A 21179-nucleotide genomic window follows, 5' to 3' on the forward strand; every position below is an offset into this window, starting at 1 on the left:
TGTATTATACCATCTCTTTTTATTGACGATTGACCAACTGGTCAGTTATATTATGTATTAGACTGACCAGTTGGTCAATACAATAAAAAGGGAGCGCAAACATGAACAAAATCATCAATTTCTCGTTAAAAAATAAGTTCGCAGTTTGGCTACTAACCATTATTGTTACTATTGCAGGGATCTACTCTGGACTCAATATGAAGCTGGAAACAATTCCTGATATTACAACACCGATTGTAACAGTAACTACGGTCTATCCTGGTGCTACACCAGAAGAAGTAGCTGATAAAGTTTCAAAGCCGATGGAAGAACAACTACAAAATTTAAGCGGTGTTAACGTTGTAAGCTCATCATCTTTTCAAAACGCATCTTCTATTCAAGTAGAATACGATTTTGATAAAAATATGGAAAAAGCAGAAACAGAAATTAAAGAAGCTCTCACAAATGTAAAACTCCCAGAAGGTGTTAAAGATCCTAAAGTTTCACGAGTAAACTTCAATGCTTTCCCAGTTATTTCGTTAAGCGTAGCAAGCAAGAATGAATCTTTAGCTACCTTAACTGAAAATGTAGAAAAAAATGTTGTACCAGGATTAAAAGGACTTGATGGTGTTGCATCTGTCCAAATTGCTGGCCAACAAGTAGATGAAGTACAGCTTGTCTTCAAGAAAGATAAAATGAAAGAACTAGGACTAAGTGAAGATACTGTAAAAAATGTGATTAAGGGATCGGATGTATCTTTACCACTTGGCTTATACACATTTAAAGACACGGAAAAATCAGTTGTTGTAGATGGCAATATTACAACGATTAAAGCATTAAAAGAACTTAAAATCCCAGCTATACCTTCCTCACCTAACGGTCAAGGTAGTCAAAATGCTGGCGCTGGTGCACAAACGCCGCAAATGAATCCAGCTGCTATGAACGGGATTCCAACAGTTACATTAGACGAAATTGCTGACATTAAAGAAATTGGGAAAGCAGAATCCATTTCTCGAACAAATGGAAAAGAAGCAATTGGAATTCAAATTGTGAAGGCCTCCGATGCAAATACAGTTGATGTTGTAAATGCAGTAAAAGATAAAGTAAAAGATCTTGAGAAAAAATATAAAGATTTAGAGATCATTTCAACATTCGACCAAGGTGCACCTATTGAAAAATCAGTTGAAACAATGCTAAGCAAAGCAATTTTCGGTGCTATCTTTGCGATTGTTATTATTATGCTGTTCCTACGAAATATTCGAACAACGTTAATCTCTGTCGTTTCAATACCACTTTCTTTATTAATTGCTGTTTTAGTCATAAAGCAAATGGATATTACACTTAACATTATGACACTTGGAGCAATGACCGTTGCTATAGGCCGCGTTGTCGATGACTCAATTGTTGTTATTGAAAATATTTACCGACGTATGTCGTTATCAGAAGAGAAATTGCGCGGAAAAGATTTAATTCGTGAAGCTACGAAAGAAATGTTTATCCCAATTATGTCTTCTACCATTGTAACAATTGCTGTATTTTTACCACTTGGACTAGTAAAAGGTATGATTGGTGAAATGTTCTTACCATTTGCCTTAACTATCGTCTTCGCTTTATTAGCATCATTACTAGTAGCTGTTACAATCGTACCGATGCTAGCTCACTCTTTATTTAAGAAAGAGAGTATGAGGGAAAAAGAAGTACATCATGAAGAAAAACCAAGTAAATTAGCAAATGGTTATAAACGCATACTTGCATGGGCTTTAAATCACAAAATTATTACATCAAGTATCGCTGTCCTTCTATTGGTTGGTAGTCTTGCACTTGTACCAGTTATCGGTGTAAGTTTCTTACCTTCTGAAGAAGAAAAAATGATTATTGCAACATATAATCCTGAACCAGGTCAAACGTTAGAAGACGTTGAAAAAATTGCAACAAAAGCTGAGAAGCACTTCCAAGATAATAAAGACGTCAAAACAATTCAGTTCTCATTAGGTGGAGAGAATCCAATGAGTCCTGGTCAATCAAACCAAGCAATGTTCTTCGTGCAATATGATAACGACACGAAAAACTTCGAAAAAGAGAAAGAACAAGTCGTTAAAGATTTACAGAAGATGTCTGGCAAAGGCGAATGGAAAAACCAAGACTTCGGAGCAAGTGGCGGTAGTAATGAAATTAAACTATACGTTTACGGAGATAGCTCAGAAGACATTAAGCCTGTCGTAAAAGATATTCAAAATATCATGAAGAAAAATAAAGACTTAAAAGATATAGATTCTAGTATTGCAAAAACATATGCAGAGTACACTTTAGTCGCAGATCAAGAAAAGCTAAGTAAAATGGGCTTAACGGCTGCTCAAATTGGAATGGGACTTTCTAATCAACATGATCGCCCTGTTCTGACAACAATTAAAAAAGACGGTAAAGATATCAATGTATATGTAGAAGCTGAAAAACAAAATTATGAAACAATCGATGACTTAACAAATCGCAAAATTACAACACCACTTGGTAATGAAGTAGCTGTGAAAGATGTTATGACTGTAAAAGAAGGTGAAACATCGAATACAGTAACACACCGAGATGGACGTGTTTATGCAGAGGTTAGTGCAAAACTAACATCTGATGACGTTTCAAAAGCATCTGCTGCAGTCCAAAAAGAAGTAGATAAAATGGATCTTCCTTCCGGTGTAGATGTTTCTATGGGCGGTGTTACTAAAGATATTGAAGAATCATTCAAACAACTGGGCTTAGCGATGTTAGCTGCGATTGCCATTGTATACTTCGTTCTTGTCGTTACATTTGGCGGTGCTCTTGCACCATTCGCAATTTTATTCTCGCTACCATTCACAATTATTGGGGCTCTTGTTGCCTTATTAATCTCTGGTGAAACATTAAGTGTATCTGCAATGATTGGTGCGCTTATGTTAATCGGTATCGTTGTAACAAACGCAATCGTGCTTATCGACCGCGTTATTCATAAAGAAAATGAAGGTCTATCAACACGTGAAGCTTTATTAGAAGCTGGTGCAACACGCCTTCGTCCAATTTTAATGACTGCAATTGCAACAATCGGTGCTCTTATCCCGCTTGCATTAGGATTTGAAGGTAGTGGCTTAATTTCTAAAGGACTTGGTGTAACAGTAATTGGTGGATTAACAAGTTCAACGTTATTAACACTTCTTATTGTTCCAATCGTTTATGAAGTATTAAGCAAGTTCAAAAAGAAAAAAGCAAAATAACAAAAAAATAACCTCGCTAACTGCGAGGTTATTTTTTATTTCCAAACAAGATTAGGAAATCGCCATAGCCTTCTTTCTCTAATTCCTCTTTTGGAATAAATCGAAGAGCTGCGGAATTAATACAGTAACGAAGGCCATTTGGTCCTGGACCGTCTGGAAATACGTGCCCAAGATGTGAGTCTCCTTCTTTACTTCTCACTTCTGTACGTGTCATATTATGACTCACATCCATCTTTTCTTTCACACTTGCTGACATAACTGGTTTTGTAAAACTAGGCCATCCACATCCACTATCAAATTTGTCTAGAGAAGTAAACAGCGGCTCACCTGAAACGATGTCTACATAAAGACCTTCCTCTTTATGGTTCCAATACTCATTTCGAAATGGTGGTTCTGTACCATTTTCCTGTGTTACATAAAACTGCATCTCATTGAGTTTTTCTTTTAAATGAGCATTATCCTTTGGCCAATGTTGCTTAATAAAAGCATCTCGTCCTGAGCCTTTACGATATAACTCATAGCGGAATGTGTTTTTCTTATGATATCCTTGGTGATATTCTTCAGCTGCATAAAATGTAGCTGCTGGTAATATTTTTGTCGCAATTGGTTTTGAAAAGCGTCCACTCTGCTCAAGCTCTTCTTTTGAGGCCTCAGCTTTTTTATGTTGTTCTTCATTATGATAAAAAATCACCGTTTCATAAGACTGCCCGCGGTCGTGGAATTGTCCCCCAATATCAGTCGGATCAATTTGTCTCCAATATATATTTAACAATTCCTCATACGGCATTTTATTTGCATCAAATGTAATTTGTACTGCTTCATAATGTCCTGTTGTTTCTGAGCACACTTCTTTATACGTTGGGTCCTCTTTATGACCGCCTGTATAACCTGAAACAACCTGTATAATTCCCTCCATCTCTTCAAATGGAGAAACCATACACCAGAAACACCCTCCAGCAAATGTAGCCAATTCTACCTTTTCATTTACAGCCATTACTTCACCCCTATTCTATATTCTCCTTACAGTATGGCATAAGAAACATAATGTTATAAAAGAAAAAGCATCGAACATCGATGCTTTTTCTCTACTTCACTTTATTTTGTTCCAACATCCTTCTCAATTTCATCACTTGTCACGTCTAAAACATCTAGTAAGAAAATGAAGATTGGAATACCGATAATCAGTCCCCATACACCTAAGAAGTGCTCTGAGAAAATTAATACCATAAAAGTATAGAAAATCGGTAAATTTGTTTTTTGCGACATAAACTTCGGATTTAATACGTAACTTTCAAGCGCATGAATCACTGTTACGATAACTAAAATATAAACAACGTACATAATACCGCCAATATTGTAAGCAATCATACAAAGTGGGAATAACGAAATGATAACCCCCGCTACTGGAATTAATCCAAGCAAGAAAATCATTAATGCTAAACCTAATAATTGCGGGAATCCTAATATCCATAGTGCAATCACGGATAAAACACAGTTAACAACTGCAATTAAAAATTGTGCTTCGATTACTTTTCCGAATGAACGTGCAAATTTCTTACCGAAGTACTCAATTTCAGTATAGAAAATTGCAAGCCTGCTTTCTTTAAACTTTGCAGTAAAACCAACAATACGAGATTTTTCTAGTAAGAAAAACAAACTCAAAATTAAAGAAAGTAAAACTTGAAGACCAAATTTACCAACATTCGTAATTGATTTATACAAAATGTCTACGCCTTGTCCTACATATTTAGAAAGCTCCATATGATTGACAGCATTAACTGCATACTTAATTAGTTCACTATCTGGTGGGTTTCTTAAAAATACATTGAATTGGTAAATCAATTGTGAAATTTGTATCGTTAATACTGGTAAATATTTAAATAGTGTAATAGCAATTCCACCAATTAACATTACATATAGAAATGCTATAATAATTTTTCGATTAATAGGCATGAAATGATCTAATTTGCGGGAAATAAACTTTTGGAATCGATCCATTAAATACGTGAGAATAAACGTAATTAATATTAAATTCAACATACTTTGCAGCCCGTATAACACGAGAGCAAGTATTACTAATACGAGTAACCTCTGAAATCCTTTGCTTTGAAACAGGTTTTTTATTTGCATAATCGACGAATACTCTCTCCTGTCCTATAAACTAAAACGTTAATAAGTAGATTTCTCTCTCTTTTCTACTTTTAATTATTCATTCATATTAAGATTTTTATAAACTCATTATATGCCTACCTTAACAGGTATATAGTAGCTTACTTCTTATTTTACAATACAATGACCTAATTCAAAACGTATTCTACATAGTATTAATGAAGATTTAAGGAAACTTACATTTTTTTAAATAGGTCTTACCACTACTGTAACATAAAAAGCAAGCTATCAGTAGAAATCTGTCCTACAAATAGCTTGCTTTTCTTATTTTTTAAGTAAGTTTTACTATCCAATGAATGGCATGAACATCGGGATGACAACTACTGTTACAACCCCAACTACCGTTACAGCGATACTTGCCATCGCTGCCTCTACCTCACCCATTTCAATTCCTACTGCAACTCCTAATGCATGGCCCGCTGTTCCAAGTGCTAAACCTTTTGCAATCGGATGCTTCACTCTAAATGTTTTTAAGAATAATGCTCCTAATGCGTATACGATAACTGCGTTGAAAATAACCGCAAACGATGTAATTGCAGGAATACCACCAATACTTTCTGAAATTGGTAACGCAATTGCTGTTGTTGCTGCTTGTGGTAGCATTGAATTCATTACTGCTGTATCTAAACCGATTGCTTTTGCAACAATGAACACGACAATTACTGAACAAATAGATCCAACCACGATAGCTGATAAAATTTGCCACCAATATTTTTTCAACTTATCAACTTGTTTATATAGTGGGATAGCGAATGCAATTGTTGCTGGCTCTAAGAAGAAACTAATCATTTTTCCACCAGTATTATATTCTTCAAAAGTAAAGTTACCTACCTTTAGAAAGACAATCCCTAATACCATCGCTACGAATAATGGTGTAAATAGGAAGAACCCTTTTGAATGCTTGAATAATAATGTTCCGATTCCGTATGCGATTAATGAAACGACGATTCCGAAATATGGAGTCATTGTGCTTGCCATGTTAATTACCTCCTAACAATATATAAATTCAATGGTTACGCAACCTTTCCGTGCTTGCGTCCTTTATTTACTATTTTCAATTCTTTTGTATCTTCTGTTTCTTTTTCATCTTTTCCTAAAATGAATTGTGCAAATAATCCTGTTACAGCGAGTAAAATAACTGTTGCTACAACAATTACAGTTAAAATTTGTACAAAGTATTGCCCCATTACACCAAGAGAATTAATAACTGAAATACCTGATGGGACGAAAAGGAATCCGATAATGCCGGTTAAAGCTGTTCCAAGTGATTCAACTTGCTCCAATTTAATTACTTTTAAACATAATAGACTAAATAAAATAACTAACCCGATTACCGATGAAGGCATTGGAATTGGTAAATGCGTTGCAATAATATTTGAAATTAACATAATAGCTGAGAATATAAATGCTTGTGATAAGAAACTATATACTTTTTTCGTACTCATTTTGGCCACCTCTTTCGATTTGGTACCTTTATTGTATAGGATATAAACACTAAAGTAAGCGTTTACATAACAGAACGTCAAATATACAGAATCAGTTACAAATATAAAAGGATGAAATACAAAAGCTGCTTCTTAAATACGAAGCAGCTTCTTGAGTTCTTTTGCATATGTACGGCTAACAGGTACTTTCGATCCTTCTTTCATGATTAAATTATAAGTAGAATTGAACCATGGCTGAATTTCAGTAATATGATTAATATTCGCAATAAAGCTACGATGGATGCGCATGAAGCTTGCTTGTGGTAACTTCTTCTCTAAAATTACAAGTGTATCATGTGTTACATACGTTTCCCTCATTGTTTTTACTGTTACTTTCCCATCTACAAGCCCTACATATATAATGTCTTCAATATTCACAAGTACGATTGATTCTTCAATTGGTAATGCTAATTTATGCATCTCTGCTGCTACATCTGTCCCCTTTATTTCGTGCTTCGTTTCTATTTGCGCTTGTTTTTGTTTTTTATACTTCTTTAATGTTTGCACAATACGTTCTTCATCAAATGGTTTTAAAATGTAGTCTAACGCATCTACTTCAAATGCTTGCAGCGCATATTGATCATAGGCAGTAGCAAATACAATTGCAGGTGGATTTTTCATCTTCTTTAATATATTCGCGATTTCAAATCCGTTATCATCGGATAATTGAATATCTAAAAACACAATATCTGGTCTACTTTGCATTAGTTCTTCTAATGCGTCTTCCACACAATCAGCCTCACCAACTATCTCAACTTCTTTCGTTCTCTCTAATAAATACTTTAGTTCATCACGTGCTAACATTTCATCGTCAACTACTAATACTTTTAACACCCGGCTCTTCCTCCCCTACTTTTTTTGGAATAATAAAGGTAATCTCCGTCCCTTTATTTAATTCACTTTCGATATGAAGCATCGTTTCTTTCCCAAATAACCCAATAAGACGTTCATTAATATTATATAAAGCTGTTCCAGTCCCTTTCTTTGATGAAACTACCATCTTTCCTAATTGTTCTAAACGTTCTTCCTCAATTCCCTGTCCATTATCTTTTACTTCAAAGTGAACCATACCCTCTTTTTCAAAAACATGCACTTCCACTTCGCATATTGGTTGCTTCTTCGGAAAAGCATGTCGCAGTGCATTTTCAACCAATAGTTGAAGAACAAATGGTGGTACTAAAGTTGTCTTTAGCTCATCCTCAATATACATCTTTACCTCATACTTATTTGGGAACCTTGCTTGTTCTAATGATAAGTATGCCTGTACGTGGTTTAATTCTTGCTCTAGTGGAATCAATAACTGACGTGCCCCTTGCAAATTACAACGAAAATACACGCTCAGCTGTAATAATAACTTCCTTGCTTTTTCTACATCTGTTCGGCATAAAGCTGATACTGTATTAATCGCATTAAATAAAAAGTGCGGGTTAATTTGTGCTTGTAATGCTTTTATCTCCGCATCTTGAAGTAATTTACTTTGCAACTCAGCTTCTCCTAACTCTAACTGCGTGGAGAATATCTTTGCTAACCCCTCTGCTAATTCTTCTTCAACGCGACTTAACTGGTTAGAATTTTTGAAATACAGTTTTAATGTACCTATCGTATTTCCATGTGAAGTTAGTGGAATAACAATAGCGGCTTGTAAGGGACAGCTTTCATGTTGGCAATTAATAACCTCACGTGATTTCGCCTTCATTATTTGCCCTGTATGTAAAACCTCTTTTGATAAACCAGTTATTAAACTATGTGAAGGAATATGGTGATCTGATGCTAATCCAACGTGCGCTAATATTTTCTCTGTATCTGTTAAAGATACCGCATCCGTTCCTGTAAAGCGGTGAATAATTTGTGCCACATGCTTACACGATTCTTCTGTTAAACCTTGACGAAAATACGGTAACGTTTTATCAGCAATACGCAATACTTTATGAGTCTGAAGTGCTTTTGCATTCTCCTCCTGACGCAAAATAGCTTGTATCATAGAAAGTAAAATAAAACTTCCAAAACTATTTACAAGAATCATCGGTATCGCTATTGTTTTCACAACGCTAATTCCATCCTCTATAATTAATAAAATCATAACCATTTCTAAAGATACGATAAAAACACTTAAAACTGCTGAAAACTTAGGAGTAATTGTACGATTATATTTTTTGAAAATATATCCGATATAACCCGTTATAATCCCCGCTAAAATAGAAGAGATTGCGCAGCTTAGCGCTGTCGTACCACCAAGCATATAACGATGAATACCAGCAATAAACCCTACTCCAACCCCTACGATAGGGCCACCAAGTAAGCCACTAATACCAACACCCATAATACGCGTATTCGCAATTGTACTTGACGAAGAAACACCTTGTAACCAATTTTCATTCATAATCGTATTTCCTGCTATTTCAATCCCAGTGTAATTGCTTACAATTGTAAATACCGAAAAAATACAAATAAGCTTAAGCTTATCTACATAGCCATCCTGTTTATGAAGGAGACGTCTGAAAGTTTTAATATGAGAGAGTAAAAATCCTAAAATAACTATAAGTCCGACTCGTTCAATCATCATGAGTACTAAATTTAGCATCTTTGATTCATTCCTTTTTATTTAGTTAGTTTTATTATGGGAAAATAATGAAGTCGGCGTCAAGAAGAACGAAATGTTTTTTGAAATATTTTACACATAATAACTTCCTCTTTATTTGACAATACAATAGAAGAGTGCTAAAAATAAAGTAATATAATACAGTCCTTTAACCCAACCCCGTGAGGTTGAGAAGGAAGTCGGAATACAATATACGTATGTTCTTTTCTTAGGGATACGTATGCTTTTTTGGCCTTCTCATCATATCAGGTGAGAAGGCCTTTTGTTATTCTTCCATAGCGACTGTAGAAAATAAGGAGGAGTAATAATGAACGTCACTACTGATGTACAACAAATAACAGAGGAGACGAAAGCGAAAAGATATAAAACATTATTTGGTTCTGCGCTAGGATATGCAGCAGAAGGTTTAGATATGTTGCTATTATCTTTCGTACTTGTCTATATTTTAAAAGAGTTTCACTTAAGTCCTGTTGAAGGTGGAAACTTAACATTAGCTACCACAATAGGGATGTTAATTGGTTCTTATTTATTTGGATTTATTGCTGATTTATTTGGACGTATTCGTACAATGGCCTTCACAATCTTACTGTTTTCACTAGCAACCGCACTCATTTATTTCGCAACAGACTACTGGCAATTATTAATTCTTCGCTTTTTAGTTGGAATGGGAGTTGGTGGTGAATTCGGAATCGGAATGGCCATTGTAACAGAAACATGGTCTAAAGAAATGCGCGCTAAAGCGACATCTGTTGTTGCACTTGGATGGCAATTTGGTGTACTGGTTGCTTCACTCCTTCCAGCATTTATTGTCCCGCATTTTGGATGGAGAGCCGTTTTCTTATTTGGATTAATTCCAGCTTTACTAGCTGTCTATGTCCGTAAAAGTTTAAGTGAACCGAAAATATGGGAGCAAAAACAACGCTACAAAAAAGAACTATTACAAAAAGAAGCTGCAGGTAAATTAACACCTACTGAAGCAGAACAACTAAAACATATAAAAAAATTCCCACTTCGAAAGTTATTTTCCAGTAAAAAAGTAACAATCACAACAATCGGTCTTATTATTATGTCATTTATCCAGAACTTCGGATATTACGGAATCTTCACATGGATGCCAACTATTTTAGCAAATAAATATAACTATACATTAGCAAAAGCAAGTGGCTGGATGTTCATTTCTACCATCGGTATGCTAATTGGAATTGCAACCTTTGGTATTCTAGCTGATAAAATTGGTCGTCGTAAAACTTTTGCAATTTATTATATTGGCGGTACAGTATACTGTCTCATTTACTTCTTCTTATTCACAGATTCAACATTATTATTATGGGGAAGTGCATTGCTTGGATTCTTTGCAAATGGAATGATGGGAGGATTTGGGGCAATTTTAGCTGAAAACTATCCTGCTGAAGCTCGCTCTACCGCAGAAAACTTTATTTTCGGTACAGGGCGTGGATTAGCTGGATTTGGGCCTGTTATTATCGGCTTACTCGCTACAGGTGGAAACCTACTTGGAGCATTGTCCCTGATTTTTATCATCTACCCAATCGGGTTAATTACAATGCTACTATGTGTACCAGAAACAAAGGGAAAAGTATTAGATTAAACGTAAAAGAGGAAGCATCTCATTTAAGATGCTTCCTCTTTTACGTTTTTATTTATTTTGATTTACTAGCCTTCTGAAATAAGAATGCAGTTTTATCTTCTTCTTTTACAATACCTTGTTTTAATGCTAATTCTCCCGCAACTTTAGGCGCTAACCATAGCATCGGGAATAACAAAATTGATACCGGAACTGCCGTCACTACGATAAACGATTGTAGCGCATTAATACTTCCTTCACCCATATATAAAAGAATTGCTGCAACTGCTCCCATAATAAGCGACCAAAAAATTCGCAAACTAATTCTAGGATCTCCGTCTCCAGTCACTGCCATTGAAATGGAATACGCCATTGAATCTCCTGTTGTCACTACAAATAAAATTGTTAATAAAAGAAATGCTGGTCCAATAATATTAGAAAGTGGCAATTGTCCTGTAATTGCAATCATAGCTGCCGGCATACCAGATTCACTTAATGCGTCCGAGATAGAACCAGGATTCATTAACTCATAAAACACACCTGATCCACCTAATATAGTAAACCAAAACGTTGTAATAATAGGTGCGATAATTCCAATTGCAACGATGATTTCTCGAATCGTTCTCCCTCTTGAAATTCGACTCACTAAAATTGCCATCATTGGTCCGTATCCAATAAACCATCCCCAGAAAAAGATTGTCCAAGATCCTAACCAACTTGTATCACCACGGTATGTGCTCATCGGTATAAACTCACTTACATAAAATCCAAACGAAGAAACAAACGAATCAATAATAAATCCACCTGGCCCAAATAGTAATATGAATGCCATTAACAAAATTGCTAATCTAACATTTAAATTACTTATAATTTGAATCCCTTTATCAATACCTGTTACTGCCGATATGGTAGACACGGCCACTACACAAACAATAATTGCCAATTGAGTAGTGAATACATCAGAAATTCCAAATAATTCTTGTAACCCATAACTTGCTTGTAAACCTAAAAATCCAATTGGGCCAATTGTACCTGCAGCTACTGCAATAATTGCAGCTGCATCAATTATCGTTCCAAGCAGGCTCTTTCTTAATTTTTCCCCAAAAATAGGATATAAAAGCGTTCGAGGTTTTAGCGGCATACCTTTATGATAATGTCCATACATCATAACTACCGCACTAATTGTACCTAAAATCGTCCATGCTAAAAATCCCCAATGCATATAACTTTGTGCTAAAGCAGGCATAACTGCTTCTTTCGTTCCAGCAGATATACCATCATGTATTGGTGGCACCGTCATCAAATGGTACATTGGCTCTGCTGCTGCCCAAAAAACGCCACCTCCGGCAAGTAATGTAGACATAATAATAGCAAGCCATTTTGCCGTACTAATCTCAGGTTTTTCTAATCCCCCAAGTTTAACTCTCCCATATTTGGAGAACGCCATACACATCGCAACAATAAATGTACCTAATAATAAAACTTGCCAGAAGGCACCAAAATATTTAATTGAAAAAGCGAAACTGTTATTAATCGCACTCTCTACATAATCCTTGTTCAAAAAAACTGCAATTACAAATAATAAAAGTGAACCACCGCTAATAATAAATACAGGCCAATCAGTTTTTCGACTCTTCATCCTCATTTACACTTCCTCCTTCCTCAGCAATCTAAAAAAACAACTCTATTATGTTTTATTGTTTAAACCCAAAACATAATAATTATATATGCATAACATTTTATCGACTTCCCACATACTTATGTTGTCCCTAAAAATATGCCAAATCCCTTATTAAAAAGAAAAAAATCTCTTTCTCTTACATAAAAAAGCAAAACAAAAGACCTTATATTTCTATAAGGTCTTCGAAACAGAAATTTGATTATAACATAAGGAACTCCTTGGTTCAAAAATCCTCTTCCAAAAATAACCGAGAGTAAAGGCTTCCATTTGCTACATAACAGTAATTAAAAAAAATATATTTTGCAGAAAAAAACTGCACTAAATATTATTTATGAAAGAAATTTGGCTTCAAAATTTCATTCGGATACGGTTTATGATAAATATGAGTGGTAGCTGGAGATAATGGTGGAATAAGCCACACCCAATTACCTGTTACAACACGACCACAAGCAGCTTCTTGCTTCTCAAATTGCTGAAATTGTTGTGCAGCAGTATGATGATCAACAATACTAACTCCTTGTTTTTTAAAAGAGTGTAGTACGGCAATATTCAACTCAATTAGCGCCTTATCCTTCCATAACGTACCGTTTCTCGATGTATCTAAATCCATCATCTCCGCAACAGCCGGAAGTAAATTATAACGATCATGATCCGCTAAGTTGCGCGCCCCAATTTCTGTTCCCATATACCATCCATTGAACGGAGCGGCTGTATAAGAAATACCGCCAATTTCTAAGCGCATATCTGAAATCATTGGAACCCCATACCATTTTGCTCCAAGTGATGAAATAGGGTATTCTGGGTGTTCAATTGGTACTTCTTTTACTTCTTTCCTCGGAATTTCTTTATATGTAGGCGCCTTCCCGTTTATAGAAAATACAAGTGGCAATACATCGAAATTCGTACCTTCTCCTTGCCAGCCAAGCTCCTGACAAAAGTCCGTAAATGTAGCGGAATGCGAGTCACCGATCACTCCCATTTCTGTTTTATATCCTGCATATCGAATCAATTGGTGATTATAAATTCGTATATTATTTTCCTCACCTTGATATTGCTTAAAAATCGTAATGGTTGGTTTAACTTTTCCATCGTTCGTTGCATATTTAATATGATGAATTAATGCATTATATACACCCTCTTCATCATTTACTTCGCGCGCATCTAATATGTGCATCTTACTCCAAAATAGTCTTCCAATACATCTATTACTGTTACGCCATGCCATTCGTGAACCATGAACAAGTTCTTCAAATGTATGCTCATATGTCCCTGTCTTCTCTATCTCAATTTGAATTTCTTTTATACGTTCTTCTATCAATTGTTCTTTATGAAGCTCCTTATAACAAATCGTAATAAAATTACTTGCTTCCTCTATTAATTGTTTCGTTTTACTCATAAACAATCTCCTTCTATTTCAACAAAACCTTGCTACTTTACAGTATAAGCAAAAAGGATAGGAGTCACAAATGAAATTGAGAGTGTTACTTTTATTGTAATATTTTTCAGAAAATTAACAGACTTACTATTGACTTATATGGAAAATGGGTGTATTTTTGACTTAGGTAAAGTATTTTTACCTAGACCAACTTTTTTAAATAGAAAGGAGGTAATGTTATGTCTTCATTTCAATTGCCAAAGCTTTCATATGACTATGATGAACTAGAGCCACATATCGATAGCAATACACTTTCCATTCATCATGGAAAGCACCATGCGACATACGTAAACAATTTAAATGCTACTTTAGAAAATTATACTGAATTACATAATAAATCTTTAGAAGAATTGCTATGTAATTTAGATGCTTTACCGAAGGAAATTGTTACAGCTGTAAGAAATAACGGTGGTGGTCACTATTGTCATAGTCTTTTTTGGGAAGTGATGAGCCCACGAGGTGGCGGTGAGCCTAATGGAGACGTTGCAAAAGTAATTGATTATTATTTCAATACCTTTGACAACTTAAAAGATCAACTTTCCAAAGCAGCTATTAGTCGTTTTGGAAGTGGCTATGGATGGCTTGTTCTTGACGGTGAGGAACTCTCTGTTATGAGTACACCAAATCAAGATACGCCTTTGCAAGAAGGGAAAATCCCCTTACTCGTAATTGATGTATGGGAACATGCTTATTATTTAAAGTATCAAAATCGGCGCCCAGAGTTTGTTACCAATTGGTGGCATACAGTAAACTGGGACCAAGTAAACGAGAAGTATTTACAAGCAATTCAATCACAAAAACATTAGTCGTATGTATAAGGTAAATTTGGTAATGTAAAATCAGTATTGTCGAAATCCTCCAGAATCCCCCGGATTGCCACCGGGGGATTTATGATTACTTCATTGTATTTATATAATGTTTTAAAACATTTTTTATTTCTAGTTTCAGCTCTCGGAACAAAAATCCAAATTTACGAGCCTTTCCATTATGTAACGTACAGTTAGTTACCTCATTATAAGGAGCTATATTTTCTCCAGCTTCCTGGATGAGTGCTTTTATTCCCGTCTTCTCTTCTATGAAATGAATAATTTCTTCCGTAGAAACTACCCCGTTACTACAGGCGTTAATTGGTCCTTTCACATTTTCCATTCCGCACCAAGCTAGAAACTCTCCTGCCTCTTTTTCATGTATAAATGACAAAGTTCCATCTACATGATCCACAACGATAGGTTTTTGGTTCACAACACATTCAACGTAAAATTGTAACCTTTTCGTATAGTCATTTTCTCCAATAACAACTGGAAAACGCACTGCAACGACTGGGAATATTGCATATTGAAATAAAACCGCTTCGGCTAATCGCTTTCCTTCACTATAATTAAAATCATTTCTATCTCCATATGTAATTGCATATTCGTATGGATTAAAGTCCTCTTCTAACAAACTTAATGCAGGTTCATAGACAGCCATTGAAGATGTCATAATATACTTCTTCGTTTTTCCTTTCAAAACTTCACATACCATTTTCGCTGCATTTGAACTATAGCATAAATTATCGTATACAATATCATAACTTTTTCCTTCTAGACGCTCTTCTAGTAGCTTTCTATCTTCTCTATCGACAATTATTCTTTTTACTGCGCTACCAAAAGAATCTTCAGTAACTCCCCTTGTGGCAATTGTTACATCGTGTTCAGCTTGCAAAAGGTACTCTACTAAATGTTTACCAAAAAACCTTGTTCCTCCTAGCACCAACACTTTCTTCAATTTCATCATCCCCATTTTCATGATTTATGAGATACCACCTCTTTTATTATAAAACGCTAATATATAAAAAAGCATGAAATCAGTTTAACGATTCCATGCTTTTTTATATATTAACGTACTCGATATTTATAAATACAATAACAGAAGTACAAAATAGAAATTACTGATACATAAACCCATAGTTCATATACGAATCCCTCTCCCCATACTCCCATAAAATAAAATAGTGAAGGTAAAGTCAATGTTACCCATGATTGTACGAAGGCAATCCTTCCAAGATATTGATTGATGTTCTTCTTTTGTGTATTTAATACAAAGAATAAATACCAAAGTAATGCCCACATAAACCACGTTAATGCATTAACAACATCATGGAATTGAACAAATGAAACAACCATATAGAATAAAGCAATAATTGCTACCCAAATACAAAACCATCCTAGACCACTACTATCCATTCCTTTTATAAAAGTAACACCTACATATAAATAAGTTAATCCAAATAAGAAAGTAGCCGCATATGAATACACTGTCCAATTGCTTTGGTCAGAAATCATGATCAAATAAAACGGAATAATAATTTGTAGTGCACCCACAAATAAATTAAAAACACCCGCACTTTTCATCTCTGCTTTCCCTAATATAACAAGACTATTTAAAAATAAAGCTGCCCCTGAAAGTAATAATCCTATATAACCCATATATATTCGTGTGAAAATCTTTACCTTTCACACTTTTAACCTCCCCACACTATAAAGTGATACTGATATTATTTTTCTTCCCATTTAAAACTACATACATAATTTTTCATCTGAATAAGTCAGACCTCCTACCTCAAAAAAGAGGAAACTTAAAACGCTTTCAACAATAAATAATCCTATCAAAATATGAAATAGGATTCCTTGATTATAAACGGACTCTAGCAATGATACAAGTGTTGGAATACTTTTCAATAATACGCTTTCAATTTCTATAAAAAATTAATAAAATAATACATTCCTCTATCTCATTCTACTATCTTCTAGCATAAGATATTGTAAAATCATATCATTTAAAACAGCAAACGTTCTTTTCTAGGTTCGCTAATAAACTTAATAAAAAATGACCTCTTGCTTTTATGCAAAGGTCATTTTTTTATTCATCATTAAACTTCTAAATAGCCATTTTTATTATTTGATTGCCATTTCCAAGAATCTGCACACATCTCTTCTAATCCGCGTGTTGCCTCCCAGCCTAATTCACGCTTCGCTTTAGATGCATCAGCAAAACACACTGCCACGTCACCTGGGCGACGCTCTGTAATTTTATAAGGAACTTTCTTGCCCGAAACTTTTTCAAACGCTTTAACCATCTCTAGTACACTATAGCCCATGCCTGTGCCTAGGTTATAAGCATCTACTCCTGTTGTATTCAGTACTTTCTCAAGCGCCTTTACGTGACCATTTGCTAAGTCCACAACATGAATGTAATCACGGACTCCCGTTCCATCTTTCGTTGGATAGTCATTTCCGAATACACTTAATTCTTTTAACTTACCTACTGCTACTTGCGTTACATATGGCATTAAGTTATTTGGAATTCCATTTGGATCTTCTCCAATACGCCCACTCTCGTGTGCACCAAATGGATTGAAATAACGAAGTAACGCGATACTCCATTCTGCATCTGCAAATGCTACATCACGCATAATTTGCTCAATCATTAATTTCGTTTGACCATATGGATTTGTTGCACTTAATGGAAACTCCTCCGTAATCGGTGACGTTTCCGGGATACCATATACAGTTGCAGATGAACTAAAGATCATCTTCTTAACATTATGTTTCTGCATTACTTCACATAGCACTAACGTGCTTGTAATGTTGTTATGATAATATGTTAATGGAATCGCTACTGACTCCCCTACAGCTTTAAATCCTGCAAAGTGAATAACTGCTTCAATTGCATTTTCTTCAAAAATTGCGTCAAGCGCTTCATGATTTAAAACATCTTCTTTATAAAACTTAAATTGTTTTCCTGTTATTTCTTTCACTCGATTTATAGATTCTACCGAGCTATTCGAAAGATTATCCACTACTATAACTTCGTAACCGCTATTTAGTAATTCTACGCATGTATGACTACCAATATATCCTGCTCCACCTGTTACAAGTATTGCCATAATTATAGTCCTCCATATTTCATTCATTATAAACTTCTCAAAGTATATCACATATTTCTTATCCTATGTTTAACATGCGAACACAGAAACTTACATTTTATCCCATAATGATTTTATAACATATACGATTCTAATCAGGTAACAAAAAAACGCCACATAATTTTTATTATGTGGCGTTTTTTTATTAAATTACGTAACAATATACACTTAGAAAATGCGCAAGACTACCTAATAATACAAAAACATGAAAAATTTCATGATGCCCCATATGTTTAAACTCTAACCATTTTGGCTTTGTTCCATAAATAAATCCACCAATTGTATAAAGAATGCCTCCAAGTACTAGAAGCACGATACCTCCTGCACTTAAGTTAGCAGCTAACGGTGCAAAGAACAGAACAATTAACCAGCCCATTGTAATATAAATTGCTGTTGATAACCATCTCGGGCAACTAAACCAAAACATTTTAAAAACAATACCACAAATGGCCGTTGCATAAACTAAACAAAATAATAATAAACCGTTTGCGGAATGTAATGTAATTAAACAAAATGGTGCATATGTACCTGCAATTAATATAAAAATCATAGAGTGATCAAGCTTTCGAAAGAAATAAATAACTCGTTCACTGGCTACCACACTATGATATACAGCTGATGCTGTATACAGAACCATCATTCCGATGCCAAACAAAATAACAGCTGTAATTGCCGCAAAAGATGGCATCTTACTAGAAACTTTTACAAGCATAGCTAATAATGCAATAAATGATAATACAGCTCCCCCCAAGTGGGTAAAAGCATTAACCGGTTCCCTTATATAAGCATTCATATAAACACCCCTCATATAATTACATGTAGTTTCGATAACTACATGTAATTATATACGCATTATTATTAGAGGTCAACATTTACAATTCATTTGTTTCGTAATACCATATTTAGAGATAAATTTAACTTTACGCTCCACTAAGTTATAAAAGTGAGGGGTTCTACGTGAAAAATATAAATAAATTGCTTGAAACATTACATTTAGAAAAAAATATTACGCTTGAGGATATTCCAAATGTCGACTTGTATGTAGACCAGGTTGTCCAACTATTTGAAAATACTTATGCGGATACAACAAGAAACGATGATGAAAAAGTATTAACAAAAACAATGATTAACAATTATGCAAAAGGGAAACTGTTTATTCCAATCAAAAATAAAAAATACTCAAAAGAGCATATGATTTTAATTAGCCTAATTTATCAATTAAAAGGGGCCCTTTCCATTAATGACATAAAAAGCTCCTTAGAAAATATAAATGAATCCTTATTAGGCGATGATTCCTTCGAATTAAATACGCTATATAAAGATTATCTTACCCTTACCGAAAACAACGTTGAAAACTTTACACAAGACGTAAATAACCGTGTTTCAGAAGTAAGTGAGATTTCTTCCTTAGAAAATCCGAACCTAGAGAAATTTTTATTACTAACATCATTTGTGTCGATGAGTAATATGTACAGACGCTTAGCTGAGAAGTTGATTGATGATTTAAAAGAGTCCTAATAACTATCCGAATGATTGTAGTATTTTAGAAATTATATTTTCTAAGTATCCTCTCATGTTTATTTTTCTATTGGAATTTTACTCTTTCAAACTAAAAAAGTACATTTTGCATACTGGCAAAATGTACTTCTCTCTAAAATTATAATTTTTACTGTTTCTTTATTAGTAATTCAAAGCGATCACAATACTCTTTTACTAATAATTTACACATAGCATAGAAAATAAAAACATTAATAGTAACGATAAACATTCCCATATTCGTATTAGAGCCTGCATACAGAACCATTACTAGATTTAAAAAGATTGTTAACGTTAATCCTAAAGCTATTCCTGTCCACTTCATTTCATATAGCAATAAAAAGATGACAAATACTAATGCTGGGAAAGCATATCTCTCATGCATTTGCGTAGGTAACATAAAGAATGCAAAACTTATAAAAGTCGCTGCTTTTAATAGAACTGCCGTATTCATATGGCGATGGAAAAAGACATATAAACAAGTTAATGCCGCTGCAATAGACAAGAGTATTAATCCAACTGTTTTCAATGTAATATGTGGTAAAACTTGAATAGTATCTACCGTATTAGGATCCGTACCAATCGCGTAATACCAAATATTCATAGCAAATACAGTTACCGTTGGGAAAGTACCCACCGCATTTAAATATGCTTGTGTCAACATAGTAATAAATGTTCCATGTGCTGCGAAATAAAGGCCGAATATTAATAACGGGATACAGAACCCTATTATAAATTTAATTAATTGCTTACCTTCTCTTTTTTCAAAAATGATTTTTAGGAAATACATAGCAAATACAGGCGCAATTACGATTGATTGAAATTTAGCTAGTAACGCTATAGCGTAAATAGCACCAGACCAAGTTGGCTTATACATTAGCAATAAAATAGAACTAACCATCAATATACTATGTAACATGTCTACTTGACCCCAAATAGTCCCATCCACTATAACTGCTGGACTAAATGCAAAAAATGTCACTAATGCTGCTCTCACAATCGAATTTTCTATCCTTTTAGAAGCTATAGCAAAAATAATTATAGCCACTACTTCAAATGCAATTGATGGGACTCGAATTAAAACACCAGCAGCATCCACGGATATATTAAAAAATGACAATATCACTCCATAAATACCTAAAAGAGCTAAGAAAAACGGAGGGTAGTTTACTAAATCCCCATGTGCATACACATCACCTAATCCATATTTACCTACCGTGTTCATCCAATCCACGAAAAATAGTTGATCTCGTTCATATCCTTCTAAATGAAATGCTAAATATATTCGTAATAAAAGAGATGCAACAACTACTACCATCAAATAAAAATGAAGCCATTTAAAACTCCACCTATCTTGAGTAAAATTCATTTCATAAACACCGTCCTTATTTTTTATAGCTTACAACAATTAAAATAAAATTGATTTACTTATATAAAAATATACTCCTAAATGAATTAACAATTTTCCCATTAAACGGTAGAAAAAACCAATTAAAAATACTAACATA

Annotated in this window: 17 protein-coding genes; 4 read left to right on the forward strand and 13 right to left on the reverse strand. The window is 34.4% G+C overall.

Annotated features, from left to right (window positions below):
• Positions 1–101: 101 nt before the first annotated feature.
• A complete protein-coding gene (locus N2V79_RS26675) occupies positions 102–3218 on the forward strand; it encodes an efflux RND transporter permease subunit (protein ID WP_053563274.1) in 3117 nt (1038 codons plus the stop codon).
• A gap of 28 nt (positions 3219–3246) precedes the next feature.
• On the opposite strand, the gene msrB is transcribed toward N2V79_RS26675, so the two are convergent.
• From msrB to lytS, 6 genes are all read right to left on the reverse strand, one after another.
• Positions 3247–4212: a peptide-methionine (R)-S-oxide reductase MsrB gene (gene msrB, locus N2V79_RS26680; RefSeq protein WP_340720330.1), complete on the reverse strand. Its 966-nt coding sequence runs from the start codon at positions 4210–4212 to the stop codon at positions 3247–3249.
• A 101-nt stretch (positions 4213–4313) separates the two neighbouring features.
• A complete protein-coding gene (locus N2V79_RS26685; protein WP_001166009.1) occupies positions 4314–5348 on the reverse strand; it encodes an AI-2E family transporter in 1035 nt (344 codons plus the stop codon).
• 324 nt (positions 5349–5672) lie between these two features.
• Entirely contained in the window at positions 5673–6365 is a 693-nt protein-coding gene (gene lrgB / locus N2V79_RS26690; protein WP_000168869.1) for an antiholin-like protein LrgB, read from the reverse strand.
• A 35-nt stretch (positions 6366–6400) separates the two neighbouring features.
• Entirely contained in the window at positions 6401–6832 is a 432-nt protein-coding gene (gene lrgA / locus N2V79_RS26695) for an antiholin-like murein hydrolase modulator LrgA (protein WP_053563271.1), read from the reverse strand.
• 132 nt (positions 6833–6964) lie between these two features.
• Entirely contained in the window at positions 6965–7705 is a 741-nt protein-coding gene (locus N2V79_RS26700) for a LytR/AlgR family response regulator transcription factor (protein ID WP_000921848.1), read from the reverse strand.
• Positions 7683–9452, reverse strand: coding sequence for a two-component system sensor histidine kinase LytS (gene lytS / locus N2V79_RS26705; protein ID WP_000933592.1), 1770 nt, complete (start codon positions 9450–9452; stop codon positions 7683–7685). The genes N2V79_RS26700 and lytS overlap by 23 nt, the downstream gene beginning before the upstream one ends.
• Before the next feature lie 325 nt (positions 9453–9777).
• Here lytS and N2V79_RS26710 point away from each other — a divergent pair, with 325 nt between their 5' ends.
• A complete protein-coding gene (locus tag N2V79_RS26710) occupies positions 9778–11076 on the forward strand; it encodes an MFS transporter (RefSeq protein ID WP_197242339.1) in 1299 nt (432 codons plus the stop codon).
• Positions 11077–11128: 52 nt separating this feature from the next.
• Here the strand turns inward: N2V79_RS26710 and N2V79_RS26715 are convergent, their stop codons facing one another.
• Together N2V79_RS26715 and N2V79_RS26720 are read right to left on the reverse strand one after the other, a co-directional pair.
• Positions 11129–12697: a BCCT family transporter gene (locus tag N2V79_RS26715; RefSeq protein ID WP_001242450.1), complete on the reverse strand. Its 1569-nt coding sequence runs from the start codon at positions 12695–12697 to the stop codon at positions 11129–11131.
• Positions 12698–13058: 361 nt separating this feature from the next.
• Complete coding sequence (locus N2V79_RS26720; RefSeq protein ID WP_000047620.1) at positions 13059–14129, reverse strand: nitric oxide synthase oxygenase; 1071 nt, start codon at positions 14127–14129, stop codon at positions 13059–13061.
• A 218-nt stretch (positions 14130–14347) separates the two neighbouring features.
• On the opposite strand from N2V79_RS26720, the gene sodA reads away from it, so the two are divergent.
• On the forward strand, positions 14348–14974 hold the full coding sequence (sodA, locus tag N2V79_RS26725) for a superoxide dismutase [Mn] (RefSeq protein WP_000094037.1): 627 nt from the start codon (positions 14348–14350) through the stop codon (positions 14972–14974).
• A gap of 88 nt (positions 14975–15062) precedes the next feature.
• On the opposite strand, the gene N2V79_RS26730 is transcribed toward sodA, so the two are convergent.
• The 4 genes from N2V79_RS26730 to trhA all read right to left on the reverse strand — a co-directional run bounded on the left by N2V79_RS26730 (position 15063) and on the right by trhA (position 18928).
• Complete coding sequence (locus N2V79_RS26730) at positions 15063–15956, reverse strand: NAD-dependent epimerase/dehydratase family protein (protein WP_340720331.1); 894 nt, start codon at positions 15954–15956, stop codon at positions 15063–15065.
• Between the two features lie 89 nt (positions 15957–16045).
• On the reverse strand, positions 16046–16636 hold the full coding sequence (locus N2V79_RS26735) for an AmiS/UreI family transporter (RefSeq protein ID WP_000540540.1): 591 nt from the start codon (positions 16634–16636) through the stop codon (positions 16046–16048).
• 443 nt (positions 16637–17079) lie between these two features.
• Positions 17080–18096 (reverse strand): UDP-glucose 4-epimerase GalE, encoded by a 1017-nt coding sequence (gene galE, locus N2V79_RS26740; protein ID WP_340720332.1) that lies wholly within the window; start codon positions 18094–18096, stop codon positions 17080–17082.
• A gap of 184 nt (positions 18097–18280) precedes the next feature.
• Entirely contained in the window at positions 18281–18928 is a 648-nt protein-coding gene (gene trhA / locus N2V79_RS26745; RefSeq protein WP_090978341.1) for a PAQR family membrane homeostasis protein TrhA, read from the reverse strand.
• A 164-nt stretch (positions 18929–19092) separates the two neighbouring features.
• Between trhA and N2V79_RS26750 the strand changes: the two genes are divergently transcribed.
• On the forward strand, positions 19093–19653 hold the full coding sequence (locus tag N2V79_RS26750) for a DUF1836 domain-containing protein (protein WP_088022546.1): 561 nt from the start codon (positions 19093–19095) through the stop codon (positions 19651–19653).
• A gap of 148 nt (positions 19654–19801) precedes the next feature.
• Here N2V79_RS26750 and N2V79_RS26755 read toward each other — a convergent pair whose 3' ends face one another.
• Positions 19802–21040, reverse strand: coding sequence for a hypothetical protein (locus N2V79_RS26755; RefSeq protein ID WP_053563265.1), 1239 nt, complete (start codon positions 21038–21040; stop codon positions 19802–19804).
• Positions 21041–21179: the final 139 nt, after the last annotated feature.

This window comes from Bacillus sp. CH_70 (assembly GCF_038007045.1).
Lineage (GTDB): Bacteria > Bacillota > Bacilli > Bacillales > Bacillaceae_G > Bacillus_A > Bacillus_A cereus.